This is a genomic window from Kamptonema formosum PCC 10802 (assembly GCF_000332335.1).
Classification (GTDB): domain Bacteria; phylum Cyanobacteriota; class Cyanobacteriia; order Cyanobacteriales; family Oscillatoriaceae; genus Oscillatoria.
In genome coordinates, this window is the sequence record NZ_KB235948.1 from 4,533,488 (window position 1) to 4,549,305 (window position 15,818).

Annotated in this window: 15 protein-coding genes and 1 pseudogene; 11 read left to right on the forward strand and 5 right to left on the reverse strand. The window is 53.7% G+C overall.

Features of this window, described 5'->3' with window-relative positions:
- The first annotated feature begins 260 nt into the window (after positions 1-260).
- Positions 261-1,526, forward strand: a complete 1,266-nt coding sequence (locus OSC10802_RS0119700) for an FAD-dependent oxidoreductase (protein WP_017718490.1) — start codon at positions 261-263, stop codon at positions 1,524-1,526.
- Between the two features lie 187 nt (positions 1,527-1,713).
- Here the strand turns inward: OSC10802_RS0119700 and OSC10802_RS0119705 are convergent, their stop codons facing one another.
- The gene (locus tag OSC10802_RS0119705; RefSeq protein WP_017718491.1) at positions 1,714-3,084 is read right to left on the reverse strand and encodes a helix-turn-helix domain-containing protein; all 1,371 of its coding nucleotides are present in this window, start codon (positions 3,082-3,084) and stop codon (positions 1,714-1,716) included.
- Positions 3,085-3,495: 411 nt separating this feature from the next.
- On the opposite strand from OSC10802_RS0119705, the gene OSC10802_RS0119710 reads away from it, so the two are divergent.
- Positions 3,496-5,046 carry a radical SAM protein gene (locus OSC10802_RS0119710; RefSeq protein WP_017718492.1) on the forward strand — a complete coding sequence of 517 codons (1,551 nt, stop codon included), beginning with the start codon at positions 3,496-3,498 and terminating at the stop codon, positions 5,044-5,046.
- Between the two features lie 752 nt (positions 5,047-5,798).
- Here OSC10802_RS0119710 and OSC10802_RS0119715 read toward each other — a convergent pair.
- Positions 5,799-6,011, reverse strand: a complete 213-nt coding sequence (locus OSC10802_RS0119715; protein ID WP_017718493.1) for a hypothetical protein — start codon at positions 6,009-6,011, stop codon at positions 5,799-5,801.
- A 288-nt stretch (positions 6,012-6,299) separates the two neighbouring features.
- On the opposite strand from OSC10802_RS0119715, the gene OSC10802_RS50375 reads away from it, so the two are divergent.
- From OSC10802_RS50375 to OSC10802_RS0119735, 4 genes are all read left to right on the forward strand, one after another.
- Positions 6,300-6,452 carry a hypothetical protein gene (locus tag OSC10802_RS50375; RefSeq protein ID WP_155968101.1) on the forward strand — a complete coding sequence of 51 codons (153 nt, stop codon included), beginning with the start codon at positions 6,300-6,302 and terminating at the stop codon, positions 6,450-6,452.
- Positions 6,439-6,795, forward strand: coding sequence for a hypothetical protein (locus OSC10802_RS0119725; RefSeq protein WP_026098644.1), 357 nt, complete (start codon positions 6,439-6,441; stop codon positions 6,793-6,795). Before OSC10802_RS50375 ends, OSC10802_RS0119725 begins: the two co-directional genes overlap by 14 nt.
- Positions 6,796-7,107: 312 nt before the next feature.
- On the forward strand, positions 7,108-7,686 hold the full coding sequence (locus tag OSC10802_RS0119730) for an Hpt domain-containing protein (RefSeq protein ID WP_026098645.1): 579 nt from the start codon (positions 7,108-7,110) through the stop codon (positions 7,684-7,686).
- 221 nt (positions 7,687-7,907) lie between these two features.
- Positions 7,908-8,246: a cupin domain-containing protein gene (locus OSC10802_RS0119735; RefSeq protein ID WP_026098646.1), complete on the forward strand. Its 339-nt coding sequence runs from the start codon at positions 7,908-7,910 to the stop codon at positions 8,244-8,246.
- A gap of 178 nt (positions 8,247-8,424) precedes the next feature.
- Here the strand turns inward: OSC10802_RS0119735 and cimA are convergent, their stop codons facing one another.
- Entirely contained in the window at positions 8,425-10,047 is a 1,623-nt protein-coding gene (cimA, locus tag OSC10802_RS0119740) for a citramalate synthase (RefSeq protein WP_017718497.1), read from the reverse strand.
- A 101-nt stretch (positions 10,048-10,148) separates the two neighbouring features.
- On the opposite strand from cimA, the gene OSC10802_RS0119745 reads away from it, so the two are divergent.
- The gene (locus tag OSC10802_RS0119745) at positions 10,149-10,487 is read left to right on the forward strand and encodes a 2Fe-2S iron-sulfur cluster-binding protein (RefSeq protein ID WP_017718498.1); all 339 of its coding nucleotides are present in this window, start codon (positions 10,149-10,151) and stop codon (positions 10,485-10,487) included.
- A 44-nt stretch (positions 10,488-10,531) separates the two neighbouring features.
- Here the strand turns inward: OSC10802_RS0119745 and OSC10802_RS50380 are convergent, their stop codons facing one another.
- Positions 10,532-10,993, reverse strand: a complete 462-nt coding sequence (locus OSC10802_RS50380) for a hypothetical protein (RefSeq protein ID WP_155968103.1) — start codon at positions 10,991-10,993, stop codon at positions 10,532-10,534.
- A 205-nt stretch (positions 10,994-11,198) separates the two neighbouring features.
- On the opposite strand from OSC10802_RS50380, the pseudogene thiO reads away from it, so the two are divergent.
- The 4 genes and pseudogenes from thiO to patX form a co-directional block, all read left to right on the forward strand.
- Positions 11,199-12,206 (forward strand): annotated as a pseudogene (gene thiO / locus OSC10802_RS56560) (glycine oxidase ThiO); the annotation flags it as partial.
- 201 nt (positions 12,207-12,407) lie between these two features.
- Positions 12,408-13,250, forward strand: coding sequence for a thiazole synthase (locus OSC10802_RS56565; RefSeq protein ID WP_255349197.1), 843 nt, complete (start codon positions 12,408-12,410; stop codon positions 13,248-13,250).
- A gap of 263 nt (positions 13,251-13,513) precedes the next feature.
- Complete coding sequence (gene psb34, locus OSC10802_RS0119755; protein WP_017718500.1) at positions 13,514-13,696, forward strand: photosystem II assembly protein Psb34; 183 nt, start codon at positions 13,514-13,516, stop codon at positions 13,694-13,696.
- Between the two features lie 898 nt (positions 13,697-14,594).
- On the forward strand, positions 14,595-14,780 hold the full coding sequence (gene patX, locus OSC10802_RS56570) for a heterocyst-inhibiting protein PatX (protein WP_369797088.1): 186 nt from the start codon (positions 14,595-14,597) through the stop codon (positions 14,778-14,780).
- 385 nt (positions 14,781-15,165) lie between these two features.
- Here patX and OSC10802_RS0119760 read toward each other — a convergent pair whose 3' ends face one another.
- Positions 15,166-15,684, reverse strand: coding sequence for a DUF29 family protein (locus OSC10802_RS0119760; protein ID WP_017718501.1), 519 nt, complete (start codon positions 15,682-15,684; stop codon positions 15,166-15,168).
- Positions 15,685-15,818: the final 134 nt, after the last annotated feature.

The window sequence follows — 15,818 nt, forward strand, 5'->3', positions numbered from 1 at the left end:
AGCTCTGTGATAATTCCGAAACCAGCGGGCGATCGGAAGTCATTGCGGTTGGTGAGCGGGATCTCTGTCGTTGGGTGACGCCGGTCACAGGAAAGCGGTTCCAACAAGCCGGCATCCGCCTGCAGGAAGATAAATTCGCGTTGCGCATTAGTGCGATTAATCCCACCCCCAACCCCCTCCCCGCGCTTCGGGGAGGGGGCTTCATTTAGCAACTCTTACAAATCCGCTGTAATGGAAGTAACGAGTTTGACGGTCTAACTATGATACAGGACGCCTCGCCCGTTTCGAGCGCAACAGCGGGCCAACCGGCACCGGCACGCGAAATTCTGGACACCCAGCAAACAGGGTGCTGCGTCGTCGGGGGCGGACCCGCCGGCGCGGTGCTGTCACTGCTGCTCGCAAGGATTGGGGTGCCGGTGATGCTGCTGGAGACGCACAAGGACTTTGACCGCGATTTTCGGGGCGACACCATCCACCCCTCGGTGATGGAGATAATGGACGAAATCGGTTTAGCCGACCGGCTGCTGCAGATCCCCCACACCAAGATGCGCCACCTGACTCTAACCGCCGGCAGTGAGTCGGTGACTGTCGCTGACTTCCGCCGGCTCAAAACCAAGTTCCCCTACATCACGATTCTCCCCCAAGTCCGGTTTCTGGACTTGATCGCCGCCGAGGCGCAAAAATATCCCAACTTTCAGCTGCTGATGGGTGCCAACGTGGGGGAACTCGTCGTGGAAGATGGGACAGTCCGGGGCGTGCGCTACCGGGGGGGCGGCGGATGGCACGAAGTGCGGGCCCAGCTGACGGTTGCGGCGGACGGGCGCTTCTCGAAGCTGCGCCAGCTGGCGGGTTTCGAGCCAGAGAAAACTTCTCCGCCGATGGACGTGCTGTGGTTCCGCCTCGACCGCAAGTCAGGAGACGCAGAAGGTATCGGCTTGGGGGCGCGCACCGGTGAGGGCCACATGCTGGTGATCATCGACCGGCTTGATTACTGGCAGCTGGGCTATGTTATCCTCAAGGGCAGCTACCAGGAATTGCGCAGCGCTGGCATAGAAAAGCTGCGAGAGTCTGTCGCCGAGTTGGCTCCGGAGTTTGCGGACAGCTTGAGCGAGCTGGAGGACTGGAGTCAAATTGCCTTTCTTTCGGTGGAGTCGAGCCGGCTGGAGCAGTGGTATAAACCGGGATTGCTGCTAATTGGGGATGCGGCTCATGTCATGTCGCCGGTGGGTGGCGTGGGGATTAATTACGCGATTGCGGATGCGGTGGCGGCGGCGAATATCCTGGGCGAACCGCTGAAGCGCGGTCATGTCCACCCGTGGGATTTGGCGGAGGTGCAGCGCCGGCGCGAGCTGCCGGTGCGGGTGATCCAGGCGTTTCAAGCGTTTGTGCAGGAGCGAATTATTGCCAACGCGCTCAATCCCAATCGGGCGTTCCAGCTGCCGGCTTTCCTGAAATGGCCGGTTTTGCGGGATATACCGGCTCGGCTGATTGGGTTTGGGGTTTGGCCGGTGCACGTTAGGGATTAGAGGGGGAGGGTGCCGGTGAGAGCGAGGAGTAAAAATTATAGCACTAGCCATATTGGTTAGGACGTAGGACAGGCGTTCCCTCCGATCCCAGAAACCATGAGGGCACGGAGAAAACGCCTGCCCTACGCCTATACTTCGTATTCCAGTGTCCTAAACTGACTGTCTACTGCGATAAACGCTAAAGTCACTACTGAAGATAGAGATTTTTGACAGACTGTTTGAATACGGGATTGAGAGAAAACAAGGTTGTCTTCCCCTGATCCTGGGCATCCACGAGAAACCGCCTGACGAGCGAGCGCATAGCATTCAACACCTCGGCGGGAGATAGAGGAATATTCTGGCAAATTTGCGGCAGAGCAACCGGAGCAGTTTCTCTAGAAAGCTGAATCATTACCGCCTGTTCTGGCGGCGCTAACCGCTGAAAGTGTTGCTCTAATTGGGATTGCAAGGATTCGTCCAAAATCAGCGGTTCGTATTGCAAAAACTCAGAAACCCTGCCCCCGCACAACTCTTGAATCAAGGTAGCCGTCAAGTCCAACCAGAGAGGATTGCCTTGATATGTTTCAACCAAAGTATCCCAACTTTCCTCATCGGATAACTTGCGGGATTTCAAAATTTCTTTAGCCGCCGCCCCCAAACTCCCCAACACCAACGAGCGAACCGGGCTTTTTTCTTTTTCCAGGTGAGCCACTTCTCGCGGTTTTTCCCAATTAAGCAACATCAAACAACTCTGGTGAGAGACTTCGGCAACGAGCTTGAAAAAGAGGTGAGACTCTTCGCATCCCGATTTGTAGTGTCCGGCAAACTGCCCGCTGCTGAAAAGCACCCGCACGTCATCGAGGACTATCAGACAGCGATACTGGCGCAAATAGTTGAGAAGTTGGGAGATTTGGGCTTCTACGCTGTCGGGAATTTCGGCTTGCGGTGCAAAGACTTGCAGGAGGTTGGCGAGGGTGGCATTCAGGGGTGGAGAAAAGCGCAGGCTGCGATAGATGATATAGTCGAAGTGAGTTTTGATGTCGTCAATGAGGCGGATGGCGAGCGCGGTTTTGCCAATGCCGGTGATTCCCAGAAGTGCCACAAGACGGCAGCGTTCTTGTACGAGCCAGCGTTCCAGGGTGGCGAGTTCGGAGGTGCGCTCGTAAAACGTCAATACTTCCGGCGCGTCGCCTAAGTCGAGATGAAGTTTAGTTTTGTTTGGCTGGTGTTGTGCGTCCTTTTTTGAATGGGGAAGAGTTGGCAGACAACAGTTAAAATTCTGAATCAGTCTATGATAATCACCGCTGAGAGCTAAGGCAGAAAATTTCCGTTTCTTGATCATAGCCCTACAATTTGTTTTAGTAACGTCTTCTCCGAATCCTTCTGAGAGGATTTTCCAAAGTTCTGACCCTACATTTCTAACATGCCCTTCGTTAGAGTAAGTGTCTTCAGCGATTTTCCTGTAAGTCTTGCCTTCCAATGCCCCCCGCAGGATGGCCTCTTGCAAATAGTCCAAGTGTTCCCCCGTTTTGGCCAATAGTAGCTCGTCCACTACTCTTAAGACTTCTTTAATGTCCATTGTGTCAGATCGGTGCTATGATGTGCGGCTCCCTGCATTATACCCGACTTTCTGACATGTCCGACAGTTCTGACAGTTCTGACACCGCCATTTTAGCAAATCCCTGACATTTCTGACTTGGCAGCGATTAGGTTTTGGCATCATACTTATATGGCAGGTGCAGCGCATCACCAGAGTGAGAGGAATAAACAAAGCCTTCTACTCTTAATGCCTAACAGTCAAGCTCTGATCGGGAGTATAGCGATGACCGTGTTAAGACAGCTTAAGCCCTTACAGTGGAATGACCTCCCAGACATGGCTCAAGTCCTTCCCATCTCAGAAAGATGAAGCCTATTAGATATTCCTTTGAGAATATCTAAAAAATAAGTGCGGTTTAATTCAAAGATTTGTTTCCATTGCCTAGGGTGAACTATGATCGATAAAAATTCTCCAACCATAGGACTTATTGAAGCTCCAGCGACGGGCTTATACGATAGTGATGGGAAAAATTGGACTTCCTTATATAGACATCGTTCTTTAATAAGTAAGCAAGTTTTAATCCCGGATTTACAAGCAGGAGGATTTGACGCTCAATTAGTCAACCTCAGGGACGATCATTATAGTGAGGAATTTGGAGAGGTTTTCTGGAAAGGGATGGCCTTAAAGAAAACTTATGTCGGAGGCAAAATTTCCGATCTCGATCCTCAAGATTTTGATGCTTGGGGAGTTACAGTTAACTTTTCTCAAGATCGTCAAGTTAGCTGTATGCTCATTGAGCATTTAGCTCAGGGAGATCGCCCGATTGTAGTTGGGGGATCTGATGCTCTAGCTGAACCACATCACTATTTCAAAGCGGGCGCATCAGCAGTGGTTCAAGATAAATCTGGAGCGGCAAATTGGGCTATTTTTGACTATGTATTGGGAAAAACACCCCGAGAAGAACTTACCGGGGTAATTCTGGCCGATGGGAAACAATATCCTCGCAAAAGTCAAGCTAAAAGTCCAGATGATTGGGCCTTACCATCGGTGGAAGTAGCAAAAGATTGTTTAGGGACTCTCCCTAATGTGCAGGGATTAGTGCCTGTGGGTTCGTTAGTGGCTGACATTGGTTGCGATCGCACCTGTGACTTTTGTATGACACCTACCTACGGAACAGGTTTTCGGCGAATGTCTCCAAAAACAGCCCTCAAATGGTTGGAAATTCAGAAACAAGCGGGCGCTCGTGCTATAAATATTGGGTCCGATCAATTCCTCGCTCGTGTTCTCTTTCCGGGAGGACGAGAAGAAATCCTTGAAATTACCAATGGGGCGCGGGACATGGGTATAACCCTCATGTGGCCCAATGGTTTAGAACTGAGAAAAACTACTCTAGGAGCGGGACGTAACTACAAAAGCACCGATCTAAGACCCGATGAAGAATTAATTGAAGCTCTCTTTGGTTGGGATGGTCAAGTGGGCTGTCCTTTGGCTTATATTCCGGCTGAACGTCCAGTATTTGGACGAGAAGCTTACAAGAAATTATTACCTTGGCAAGAACATTGTACCTTAATGAAGGCTGTGGTGAGTACGGGTGTGCCTGTAATTACCTATGGCATTATTATCGGACTCCCTGATGATGACCATGAGGATTTGTTACGTCTGGAGGAAGCCATCTCAGATCTTGTAGATGAATTGGTAAAGATTAATCCTAAATTGGAATTTCAGACCTGCTGTTACAGTATTATTCCTCTCCCCGGCACTCCCCAGTCCTATAACTTACGCAAGACAGGGATGCTACAGTTTGAGGATAGCTGTCTTTGGGGAGTATGGACAACTACTTCTAATACTAATCACCTTACCTACGAGGAGGTTTCTGATTGGCAAATTCGTCTATCTAATATTCGCCGAGCCCCAACTAAATTTACCAACTATAACGGAGAATATTCCGCAATGGTTAGTAGTGCTTCTTCTGGCGATTCCAAGATTGTCTTGGGAAATTCTTGAGTTAAACAGCAGGTAAATCGCGGAGCGGTAAAATTGCTTTTTCATATTCGAGAACTTCCTCGCACCCTGCCCTAGACACCTTCCGCAATTTCCGCGATGAAAAGCTCCTAACTCATCCTGTTGGCAAGCGGCTACTGAGTCTTTACTACCTTTACTGCCGGCTCATCCCCAGCATAGCGCAGCATGTGGAAAAGCTGCTCATTCTTAATACTTTTTTAAGAGGGCAGCCAGGACGTCTAGCCCAGTGGATGCGCGAGCAAAGTGTTATAGCAGTATTCACTTAGGTTCGGATACGATGGTCGGAATGATTGCCTATCCTACGAGGTTCCGACGTAGGTCAGGCGCTCCCTCTATGCCCTAACCTAAGTGGCTAGTGCTATAAATGCTAATATAGCAGTAGCCACTTAGGTTCGTACATTTCGGCCTCTTTTGCACCCCCGCACTCCGGCTCCTATTGTCCTAACCCATATTACTACTGGGATATAGACGGAGGGGAGGCGTAGCGCTAACGCGCCGCTGCGCTAACGCCTGCCCTGAAGATTCCATAATCAAAACAATATAAAGGCTTGGCTTGGGCTTTTCCGACCGGCAACCAGTCCCGAAAAAATAAAGATCAGCCGGCATGAATGCCAGCCCACCGGCACATCCTGTCAAACGCAACCGCACCTTAACCTGTAGGGGCGGGTTTAGCCGGCATATCTGCAGGTGGCAAAGCATATCTATGAACCCGCCCCTACTGTCCTCGGTTCGCATCAGTTAGGCAAAGCCTCCACATCAATCACCCGATCGAGGTAAGATTGTGTTTGCGCAGCTTCGAGCGCCATTTTCCGCGCTTTGTCCTTCATGGACTTGAGCACCAGACGAATCACCCAAGAGGAGATGCGCGGGTTGTTGTCTATCTCCGCGATCAGGGCATCTATATCATTAATCATAGCGAGCAGTTCCAGGTTGTTGTGCTGTAGCATGGCTCTCTCCTTTCTTTTCATTTAACGATTTGCTTTAAGTAGCCCAATAATCTATTAGCCGAGGGTTTTAGCGCCTCCTGATATCATCTCCGGTAGCACCGTTGTTGTTGGCTAGGTGGGGGCGGGTTTATTCATATTCTGCTAGATCGGCAGAAATATCTTGGCAGAACCCGCCCCTACAAAGGTATGTGCACACAACCCATGCAAGCGGACATGATATGACTGCTGCAGCAGTTGCCTATCGCCCTCGATTTATATTTATAAACTAAAAATTTTTCCATCTTTCTTGTGCCAGTAGTGTGCCACTACCTGAAGCGATTGCCAAACACGGGAGGCATTTTTGCAAACCGGCTCCTTGCCGCCAAGGGGCGCAAATCTTTTGCCGGCAAGCACTTCCCGCAACAGCGTTCCGGTGGGAAAAGCGCGAATGGCTATCGCTAAACTACTTTATCAGAGTAGACACTTGGCAAATTGGCACACCGGCAGCCGCCAGCAATATATCATCCGACAAAAGACTACTTTTACAGCTCCCCGATACCGAACGCAGCGGTGGGGCTTCCCGCTTCCCGCCCCGACCGGCTGGCTGCTGCTGCCGGCGTGGGCCAAGCAGTCCCGTTGCTGGAAGCCGGTGGCAGTCAAAAAACCCGGTTTCTCAAACAATACCTTTGCCAATTTAGCTGAGGTTGCTACAAGCGGGTGGCGGCTTGCTCTCAGACGCGCTCCCCTATCCCAAATGCTGTCCAATTACAAGTGTGAGGACGCTGAAGTTCTCCGCCGGCTTTGAGCCAACCATCTCAAACTCCTCCGTGAAGTTTCGCTAACACTCCGGACATAAGTAGCGCTACTCTTTTGCCTGGATTAAGAAACTTGGTTTTTTTCATAAACCGGCTTCGGGAAGCCGGTGGGGGCGAGAGCGTCCCCATGCATGCAAAGATTTTCACCCCCTCACCCCTCAATACACCCAACGCCCGTGAAGGGAGAAGGGAGAAAAATCAATCATTCGGTTGGGGGTGAGGGGGAGTGCAAAAATGGGATGTTCCCGGTGGCTGCGTTTTGCAAAAGTAAAACCTAAAAACTAAAAGGAAAAAGTAAAGTTATGCTGCCGGCATGGAGAGAGCGCATTACAGGTTACTTTATTGAGGAAACAAAAGACAGCCTCACTGTGATTGAGCGAGGGTTGCTCAATCTGCCAGCCACCCTCTCAGACCCAGAATCGGTCAAAGAGCTCTGCCGCGCCGCTAATTCGCTGAAAGGGGGGGCGGCAATGCTGGGCATCAGTAGCATTCAGAAAATCGCCCACCATTTAGAACAGTGCTTCAAGGCGTTTAAAGACAATCCTGTCAAGCCAGACCGAAAGCTAGAGGTACTTTTGCTACACCTTTTTATTACCCTCCAAGAGCTTTTGGATCATTTTTCTGGACCTTTTGGCCTGAAAGAGGAAGTGGCGTCGCAAATTATTTGGCGTACTTGGCCGGTTATTGATGAGCTTAACAGTCACCTGCAACAGCTGCTCAATCAGGGGTGGCTGAACACTTGCAAGACATGCCGGTACTTCTATGGTTTGCGCGATGGCGGCAATTTCCTGATCTGCGCTGTCCATCCTGCCGGTCCCCAAGAAGACTTCTGTCGCGACTGGGAAGGGCATCCCACTGGGGCAGAGATTGAAATATCTTGAAATTTCGGATAAAATCCCCTAAAAAAAGCTATAATGTGCCCCTACTAAGCTTTTAGGCTTTTAATCTTCCTATCTGCCTGAAGGAGGCAGAGCTTCCTGGACGGCGTTCCCAGGCGGAGCCTGGGAACGAGGGATAGAGGCGTGCAAATTCAATGCACCCTAGCTTAGATTGCGCCTGGCAATCTGTCGGGGCGCACCGGCTTTTAAAAGGAGATTTTGCCATGAACTGCACTTACTTTGCCGATTTAGCAAAACAGGTGGATATCCCACCCGACGGCATCCTCAGCCGCACTCTGTACAGCGACGAGCGGGTGAAGGTGGTTGTTTTTGGATTTGATGCCGGTCAGGAACTGTCGGAACACACCGCATCAATGCCAGCAATTCTCTCGATTGTACAAGGAGTTGCCCGCTTGACGCTGGGGAGCGATACCCTAGACGCCGGTGCCGGCTTTCTCGCCCACATGCCGGCGCAATTGCCGCACAGCGTTCATGCGAAAACAAAGCTCGTGATGCTGCTGCTGCTTCTGCTGCCGGCAACCGGCACTTCGCCCGCTTCTTGAGGGCGGAGAGGCGAGAAACCGGGTTTCTGCCATAGCCTTTTTCACAAACCAGAAACACGATTCAGAAACCCGGTTTCTTTGGGCCAGAAACCGGGTTTCTGCCATAGCCTTTGCATCCGGGGGAAAATCTTTATTCAGAAACCTGGTTTCTTTCTCCGAAGCCAGAAACCCGGTTTCTTTATCCTTTCACCGGCACTTTCACCGCGTTCAGCAGCAAACCGTACTCCAACCCCTCTACCACAGCTTGATACGAAGCGTCAAGTATATTCCCCGACACCCCCACCGTGGTCCAGCGCTGCTGGCCATTCGTGGACTCAACCAGCACGCGCGTCTTGGCAGAGGTGCCGGCACCCCCATCCAGAATCCGCACTTTGTAGTCCGCCAGCTGAAACTCTGCAATCTCCGGGTAGAAATTCACCAGCGCCTTGCGCAGCGCCGCATCCAGCGCCGAAACCGGCCCGTTTCCTTCCGCCGCCTCCAGCAAGTCTTTCCCGCTCACCGCCACTTTAATCGTCGCCAGCGCATGCGACGATCCTCGGGCAATATTGCAGTGAACCTGACAGCCCTTGAGTTCAAAGAACTGCTTCCGCTGTCCGAGCGCCTCCCGCATCAGCAAGTCAAAACTCGCCTCCGCCGCCTCAAACTGATACCCCTGACTTTCCAGCTCCTTCAACCGCTGCAAAATTTGCCGGCACGCCGGATCTCCCTTATCCAGATCCATCCCAAAACTGCGAGCTTTTGCCAAAACATTGCTCAGCCCGGATTGCTCAGAAATCACAATCCGCCGGCTGTTCCCGACCACTTCCGGCTGAATGTGCTCGTAAGTCAGCGGGTTCCTCGCTACCGCCGATACATGCACGCCGCCCTTGTGAGCGAACGCCGACCTCCCCACAAACGGGGCGTGTTCATCCGGAGCCAGATTCACAACCTCACTGACAAACCGGCTCGTTGCTGTCAGGTGAGCCAGCTTGCTGCTATCAATGCAGTGATAGCCCAGCTTCAGCTGCAAATTGGGAATCACCGAACACAGGTTGGCGTTGCCGCAGCGTTCGCCGTAGCCATTAATGGTGCCCTGCACCATGCGAGCACCTTCCATCACCGCCGCCAGGGCGTTGGCCACGGCGGTTTCCGAGTCGTTGTGAGTGTGAATCCCCAGCATGGGGGCCGGGATTTGGGGATTTGGGGATTGGCTGATGGCGGCGAGCACCTGGCGGACAATCTGGCTGATTTCGCTGGGTAAAGTGCCGCCGTTGGTGTCGCAGAGGACGAGCCACTCGGCACCGGCAGCGGCAGCCACCTCCAGGGTTTTTAGCGCATACTCCCGATTGTGCTTGTAGCCGTCGAACCAGTGTTCGGCATCGTAGAGGACGCGACGCCCCTGAACCCGCAGGTACTCAATCGTGTCCCGGATCATCGCCAAATTCTCATCGAGGGTGGTTTTCAGCCCTTCCGTGACGTGCATGTCCCAGGATTTGCCAAAAATCGTCACCCAGCGAGTGCCGGCAGCGATAATCGGCTGCAGCATCGGGTCTTCTGCTGCTGTTGCGCCCGGTCGCCGCGTCGAGCAAAATGCCACAACTTCCGCGCCTTTGAGCGGTGTTTCTTTCAGCTGCCAGAAAAATTGCACATCTTTGGGATTTGCCCCTGGCCATCCCCCCTCAATGAAGGGAACGCCCAGCTCGTCTAGCTTGCGGGCAATTCGCAATTTATCTTCAATCGACAGGGAAAGCCCTTCGCGCTGGGCTCCGTCGCGCAGGGTGGTGTCGTAGATCCAAATTCGCTTAGAAGTGTCTGGAGTCATTGCTGACGGGGGGAGAGAGGGGACGCACACAACTCATTGTAGGGAGCGGTCACAATCGAGCTATAAAACTTAACAGAAACGTAATGCATGGATGCATCACTATGCCGAAAGTTACAGCCCGAGGGAAAACGTTTGAGTGCGAACGGGGTGCCAATCTGCGTCAAGTCTTGCTGAAGAATGGCATCGAGGTTTACAACGGCGGTGCGGCAGCCATCAACTGTCGCGGACTGGGGACTTGCGGCACCTGTGCCGTCGCGGTGGAAGGGGAAGTGTCTGAACCCAACTGGCGAGACAAGACGCGGCGCTCTCTACCCCCCCATTCTCCCACAGCCAATCGCCGGTTAGCCTGTCAAACTCAAGTTTTAGGAGATGTTAAGGTAACAAAATATGACGGATTCTGGGGGCAAGACTCTCAAACCGTCTGGACGCCAGAAGGGTAATTGCTGGGGTGCCGACCGGCGAGAGGACAGGCGTCCCGCCTGTCCTACGTCTGGGTTCGGTTAACCGCATGCGGAAGTACGGGAAACCGAAGCAAGAGCGCTGTCTCCGGTGAGCCGGCGACCCCCACACCCCCGCAAAAGCAGCAGCCAAAAGGGTTTGCACCCTGCAGCTGGGGGTCGGAGGGAACGCCTGTCCTAGGGGGATGTTCGGTTAACCGCATGCGGAAGTACGGGAAACCGAAGCAAGAGGTGTTCCGGTGCGAACAGTCCCAGTCCGTGCCGGTGAGATCCTGCCAAATGGCGTAGGACAGGCGTCCCGCCTGTCCGGCAGCACCGGCAGGGTTCGGTTTCCCGCATGCGGAAGTACGGGAAACCGAAGCAAGATGTGTTCCGGTGCGAACAGTCCCAGTCCGTGCCGGTGAGGGCGAACCCGATGGAGCAGGACAGGCGTCCCGCCTGTCCTGCAGCACCGGCAGGGTTTGGCATTTTGCCGGTCGGAATGTCATAGACTTTTCAATGGGGGGCGGGCTGTCCGTTTCAATCCCGTTTCCGGGATTCAGCTGGCCAAAAATCTTCTCCTCCTACCCTCTGCTAAAATCATTATCGCATTAATATGGGCTTCTTTGCACAACTGGGATGCTCCTGTCCAGCTCACCCGACACGCCAATCCCCCTCTGTTGCGCGACAGGCATTTTGCCTGTCCGGTAGGAAATGAACTCATCTAGTGACATTCTGATTATCGGGGGTGGCACGATTGGCCTCTCAATCGCCATCGAACTGAAGTTGCGAGGCGCAACTGTCACCGTCATTTGCCGGGACTTCCAGCAGGCAGCCGCCCACGCCGCCGCCGGCATGCTCGCTCCTCAGGCGGAGGCTATACCCCCTGGCCCAATGCTGGATTTGTGCCTGCGCTCCCGAGCTTTATATCCAGACTGGACGAGCAAACTCGAAGAGATCGCCGGCTCGCCCACCGGCTACTGGCCCTGTGGCATTCTCGCTCCCGCCTACGAGCCGGCCACCGGCGGGGAGTCCCCTGCAGCGCTGGAAAACGGACATTTATATGGACATTTATATAATGTCAGCGCTTTGTGGCTCGACCGGCAAGCGATTCACCAGCACCAGCCCGGTCTTGGCCCAGAGGTGGCCGGCGGGTGGTGCTTTCCGGAAGACGCCCAGGTGGACAGTCGGGCGCTGGCGGGAGTGCTGCGCTCCGCCGCCCCAGCGCTGGGCGTAAAGATTCTCGAAGGTGTGGCGGTTGAGGGAATCGTCCAGCGTTCCGGGCAAGTCACTTGCCTGAGAACCTCTGCCGGCGAACTGCACGGCGGGCACTATGTCTTGGCGACCGGCGCGTGGTCAAACCAGTTGCTGCCGCTGCCGGTGCATCCGAAAAAAGGGCAAATGCTCTCGGTGCGGGTGCCGGTGGAGACTGCGGTCCCGCCCCTGCAGCGGGTGCTGTTTGGGCCTGAAACTTACATCGTCCCCCGCCGCGATGGCCGGATTGTCATTGGAGCCACGAGCGAGGATGTTGGCTTCACTGCCGGGAATACGCCGGCGGGTATGAACACTCTGCTGGAGCGGGCTGTGCGGCTCTACCCCCAACTGCAACACTATCCGATTGAAGAATTTTGGTGGGGGTTCCGACCGGCAGCGCCTGACGAGCTGCCAATTTTGGGCCCGGGCCTGTGCGAGAATTTAACCCTGGCCACGGGCCACTACCGCAATGGGATTCTGCTCGCGCCGGTGACGGCTTCTCTGATTGCGGATTTAATCCTGAATCAAAAATCTGACCCGCTGCTGGAGCATTTCCACGCCTCACGGTTTTTCCGCCGGCAGCCATCCGCCGCCCGCCCGCAGAGCGCAGTCGAGACGCGCCCCGGCGATCTAAAAAATAACAGCTCAAACGGAAGTCAAACCCCTCCAATGCTCACCTACCCCGCTCCCACCCAGCAGGCACCAGCGAAGCTGTCTCCCGACACTCCGCTGACGATTGCCGGTCGGCAGTTTCGCTCGCGCTTGATGACCGGCACCGGCAAGTATCGCAGCATTGAGGAAATGCAGCAAAGTGTCGCCGCCAGCGGTTGCGAAATTGTCACGGTGGCGGTGCGCCGGGTGCAAACGAAGGCTGCAGGGCATGAAGGGCTGGCGGAGGCGCTGGACTGGACCAAAATCTGGATGCTGCCCAATACTGCCGGCTGTCAAACGGCGGAGGAGGCGATTCGGGTGGCGCGTCTGGGGCGGGAGATGGCGAAGCTGCTCGGACAAGAGGACAATAATTTTGTCAAGTTAGAGGTGATTCCGGATGCCAAATATCTTTTGCCCGATCCGATTGGCACTCTGGAAGCTGCAGAAAAGCTGGTGAGGGAAGGTTTTGCGGTCCTGCCGTATATTAATGCTGACCCGTTGCTGGCGAAACGCTTGCAGGATGTTGGCTGCGCTACGGTGATGCCTTTGGGTTCGCCCATCGGTTCCGGACAGGGGATAACGACTGCGGCGAATATTCAGATTATTATTGAGAGCGCCCGCGTGCCGGTGGTGGTGGATGCCGGCATTGGGACGCCTTCTGAGGCGGCGCAAGCGATGGAGATGGGGGCGGATGCGGTGCTGATCAATAGCGCTATCGCCCTGGCGGAGAATGCGGCTGCGATGGCCAAAGCGATGGGTATGGCGGTAGAGGCAGGGCGTCTGGCCTATCTCGCCGGTCGCATGCCGGTGAGATCCAGCGCCAGCGCCAGCTCACCCCTGACCGGCACGATTGCCGGATAGGGGCGAGGGGGAGGGGGAGAGGGGAGACGGGTCCGTTTCAATCCCGTTTCCTTTGATTCGCTGGCCAAAAATCTTCTCCTCCTACCCCCTGCTGAAATCATTGTCGCATTGATATGGGCTTGTTTGCACAACCGGGACGCTCCCAATTGTCCCACTGTCCCCCTCTCCCTTTTGTTAAGAATCATTAATAGTTCTGAAGCAATACTTCTGAGAGCTAATTTTTGATAGAGTTAGCTAAAGTAAAAAGACTGAGGGTGAGATTCATGCCATATACCGAAGAAGAAGGCGGACGCTTGAACAATTTCGCCGTTGAGCCAAAGATGTACAAGGCTGAACCTCCCACTAAGGCTCAACAGCGGAACTATCTGGTGTTGGGAATTTTGGCAGCAGTGCTTGTTGCTGGGCTGTTCTACGTCGCCTTCTCTGTCTCGACAAAGGTCAGCTGATAATAAACGCTTTTCCGGATTCCTGTAGCACTTTTAGATATTTTTCAGGTCAGCCAGGTTGCCGGCTCTGCCGGTGCCTGGTTTTTTTGTCTCGCCAAGAGTTTGACAGCCCGCACCAGACGCCTGCTGCCCCTGTCTTGTGCGAAAGCCCGACGAGCGGGCGGCTGCCCTGCGGGATCGCCCGGCTGCTATGTCTGAACCGCCGCAATTTCCCAGAAGCTGTTGGTGAATTAACGGGGGGTTATACCCACGGTTGCGGAATATCGCGCTTATTGGGGGAGACAAAGGAATGGAAGCATGTAGGGGCGGGTTCACCCACAACCTGTGCCACACAGCCCGCAAAGCATAAAAACCCGCCCCGGCACATCCCTAACCCCTCACCGATTCGCCAACAGCTTCTTTCCCACCGCCAGGGGAGAGTAGCCAAAGTGTCAGGCACCCCAGTCATATCTAGTCCGTTCGATTGACCGCAATTCGGCAGCTTGGGAAAGGGGAAAGGAGGCAGTATGCAGTATGCAGTGTGATGCTCTATGCCCCATGCCCCATTCCCCATTCAGAGATATTGTGGGTGTTCCACCGGACATGATATCAGGTGTTTGTGCGAGGTAAATGCCTGAGATCTGGTGCCACCGGCTTTTTTGACGGACTGCAAGATCGGACAACTAGAAATATTATAGCACACATGCGCTGGCGGCGGTTGAGGTAAGGCACCGCCAAATAGCTACAAATCAAAAAACCCCCCGGCATTGCTGCCAGGAGGCGGTTTATCGGGGTGCATCACTCTTTCTGTTCTAGTGGGAAAGACCGGCATCCGGACAGTTGACAAAATCGCTCTTTGCCCGGATGGTTGCGCTCTTGTCCGTAAAGAGAATTGGAAGCTCTGACACGGATAGTTCTTATGCGCGTCTACACGCCGTTTTTTTTGTTAACCCTGTTATTAATTGGGAGCGCCACTCCCTCCCGAGCGAATGAGTATCGCACAGTCAGCCGGCTGCAAGCAGATACGGCACAATCGGCTCAAAATGTATGTTCGCCGACTGTGACGCCCGACGATCATCGTGGGAGTGGGCGTTGCGAACAATAGGGATGGGCAGCTGTGTCCCGAAGACACAGCTGAGGGGCGGCATCAAGGGTTGGAAGCTCTGACACCCGCGCCCTAAATGTATCATCTCATGTCTGCGAGCTAATCGATCTACCTATTTTTTTATTGCCGGCGGCTGCACCAGAGTTTTGGTGCAGCCGCTGTTTGCGTTGATGCCGCACACTCCCCTCTACCGATCCTTAGAGTGCCGGTTGCTACCGCAGCAGCACAGGAGCACAGTAGGATGCGTTCCGCCTTGAGAGGATTGCGCACAAGCAGAGCGCCCTGGGATAAGCGGAAAGCACCCTACCGTGGCACAAAAAAGTAAGGTGCGTTCCGCCTTGAGAGTATTGTTGCTTTGTGAAATTGCCCTGCGAGCAGCGTCACGCTACAGGTTGCCTTCTTGCCAATCTTTCCCACCCGGTAATTCGGCTAGATAAGTGTCAATTATGTCGGGTAACTCGCTGGGCTTGTGGACATACGTCAAAGCGAGCAATTGTTCAGCCGTCTGGACTATCTGATTTCGGTCGAGCATCTGCGAGAGTTGAGACGGAGTTAATCGCCCGGAGCGCACTTCCACACTTGCCGGTCGAATGGCTGCCGCCAGTGCGTCTTCCAGGAAAGGCTGCCATTCATCTTGCTTTATATAATAAGAGGTTTTATTGTCTTTGAGATTCAGCTTTTGAATTTTTACCAGCGAATCAGAGATTGAAGCTACCCAAGAGTTGGTAAGCCGCTGCTCTATTTGATTTTTAATCAGATGAACCAGCAGTCTGACTAAAAATGAGTCGATATTCCGCAGAATTGCTTGTACGCTCATACCCTCCAGCTCGTCTACAATGGCCAAGGCGTCCTCGTAGCGCCCCTCCAGGATGCTATTTCTTAGGTCTAATAGTTCCTGAGTCATAAAGAATTCCTTCCAGAGTCAGTGTTTGGAGCGGTTATAAATGATTTGTGCGAGTTCTGGGGGATCAGAAACCCGGTTTCTTAAAGAAACCGGGTTTCTGTGATCTCACAAGTCAAATAGAAACGCTATATAAG

Excerpts from the sequence above, each read along its gene's own strand:
- OSC10802_RS0119700 (WP_017718490.1), top strand. The coding sequence starts at position 261 with ATGATACAGGACGCCTCGCCCGTTTCGAGCGCAACAGCGGGCCAACCG.
- OSC10802_RS0119705 (WP_017718491.1), bottom strand. The coding sequence starts at position 3,084 with ATGGACATTAAAGAAGTCTTAAGAGTAGTGGACGAGCTACTATTGGCC.
- OSC10802_RS0119710 (WP_017718492.1), top strand. The coding sequence starts at position 3,496 with ATGATCGATAAAAATTCTCCAACCATAGGACTTATTGAAGCTCCAGCG.
- OSC10802_RS0119715 (WP_017718493.1), bottom strand. The coding sequence starts at position 6,011 with ATGCTACAGCACAACAACCTGGAACTGCTCGCTATGATTAATGATATA.
- OSC10802_RS0119725 (WP_026098644.1), top strand. The coding sequence starts at position 6,439 with ATGGCTATCGCTAAACTACTTTATCAGAGTAGACACTTGGCAAATTGG.
- OSC10802_RS0119730 (WP_026098645.1), top strand. The coding sequence starts at position 7,108 with ATGCTGCCGGCATGGAGAGAGCGCATTACAGGTTACTTTATTGAGGAA.
- OSC10802_RS0119735 (WP_026098646.1), top strand. The coding sequence starts at position 7,908 with ATGAACTGCACTTACTTTGCCGATTTAGCAAAACAGGTGGATATCCCA.
- cimA (WP_017718497.1), bottom strand. The coding sequence starts at position 10,047 with ATGACTCCAGACACTTCTAAGCGAATTTGGATCTACGACACCACCCTG.
- OSC10802_RS0119745 (WP_017718498.1), top strand. The coding sequence starts at position 10,149 with ATGCCGAAAGTTACAGCCCGAGGGAAAACGTTTGAGTGCGAACGGGGT.
- OSC10802_RS50380 (WP_155968103.1), bottom strand. The coding sequence starts at position 10,993 with ATGACATTCCGACCGGCAAAATGCCAAACCCTGCCGGTGCTGCAGGAC.
- OSC10802_RS56565 (WP_255349197.1), top strand. The coding sequence starts at position 12,408 with ATGCTCACCTACCCCGCTCCCACCCAGCAGGCACCAGCGAAGCTGTCT.
- psb34 (WP_017718500.1), top strand. The coding sequence starts at position 13,514 with ATGCCATATACCGAAGAAGAAGGCGGACGCTTGAACAATTTCGCCGTT.
- patX (WP_369797088.1), top strand. The coding sequence starts at position 14,595 with ATGCGCGTCTACACGCCGTTTTTTTTGTTAACCCTGTTATTAATTGGG.
- OSC10802_RS0119760 (WP_017718501.1), bottom strand. The coding sequence starts at position 15,684 with ATGACTCAGGAACTATTAGACCTAAGAAATAGCATCCTGGAGGGGCGC.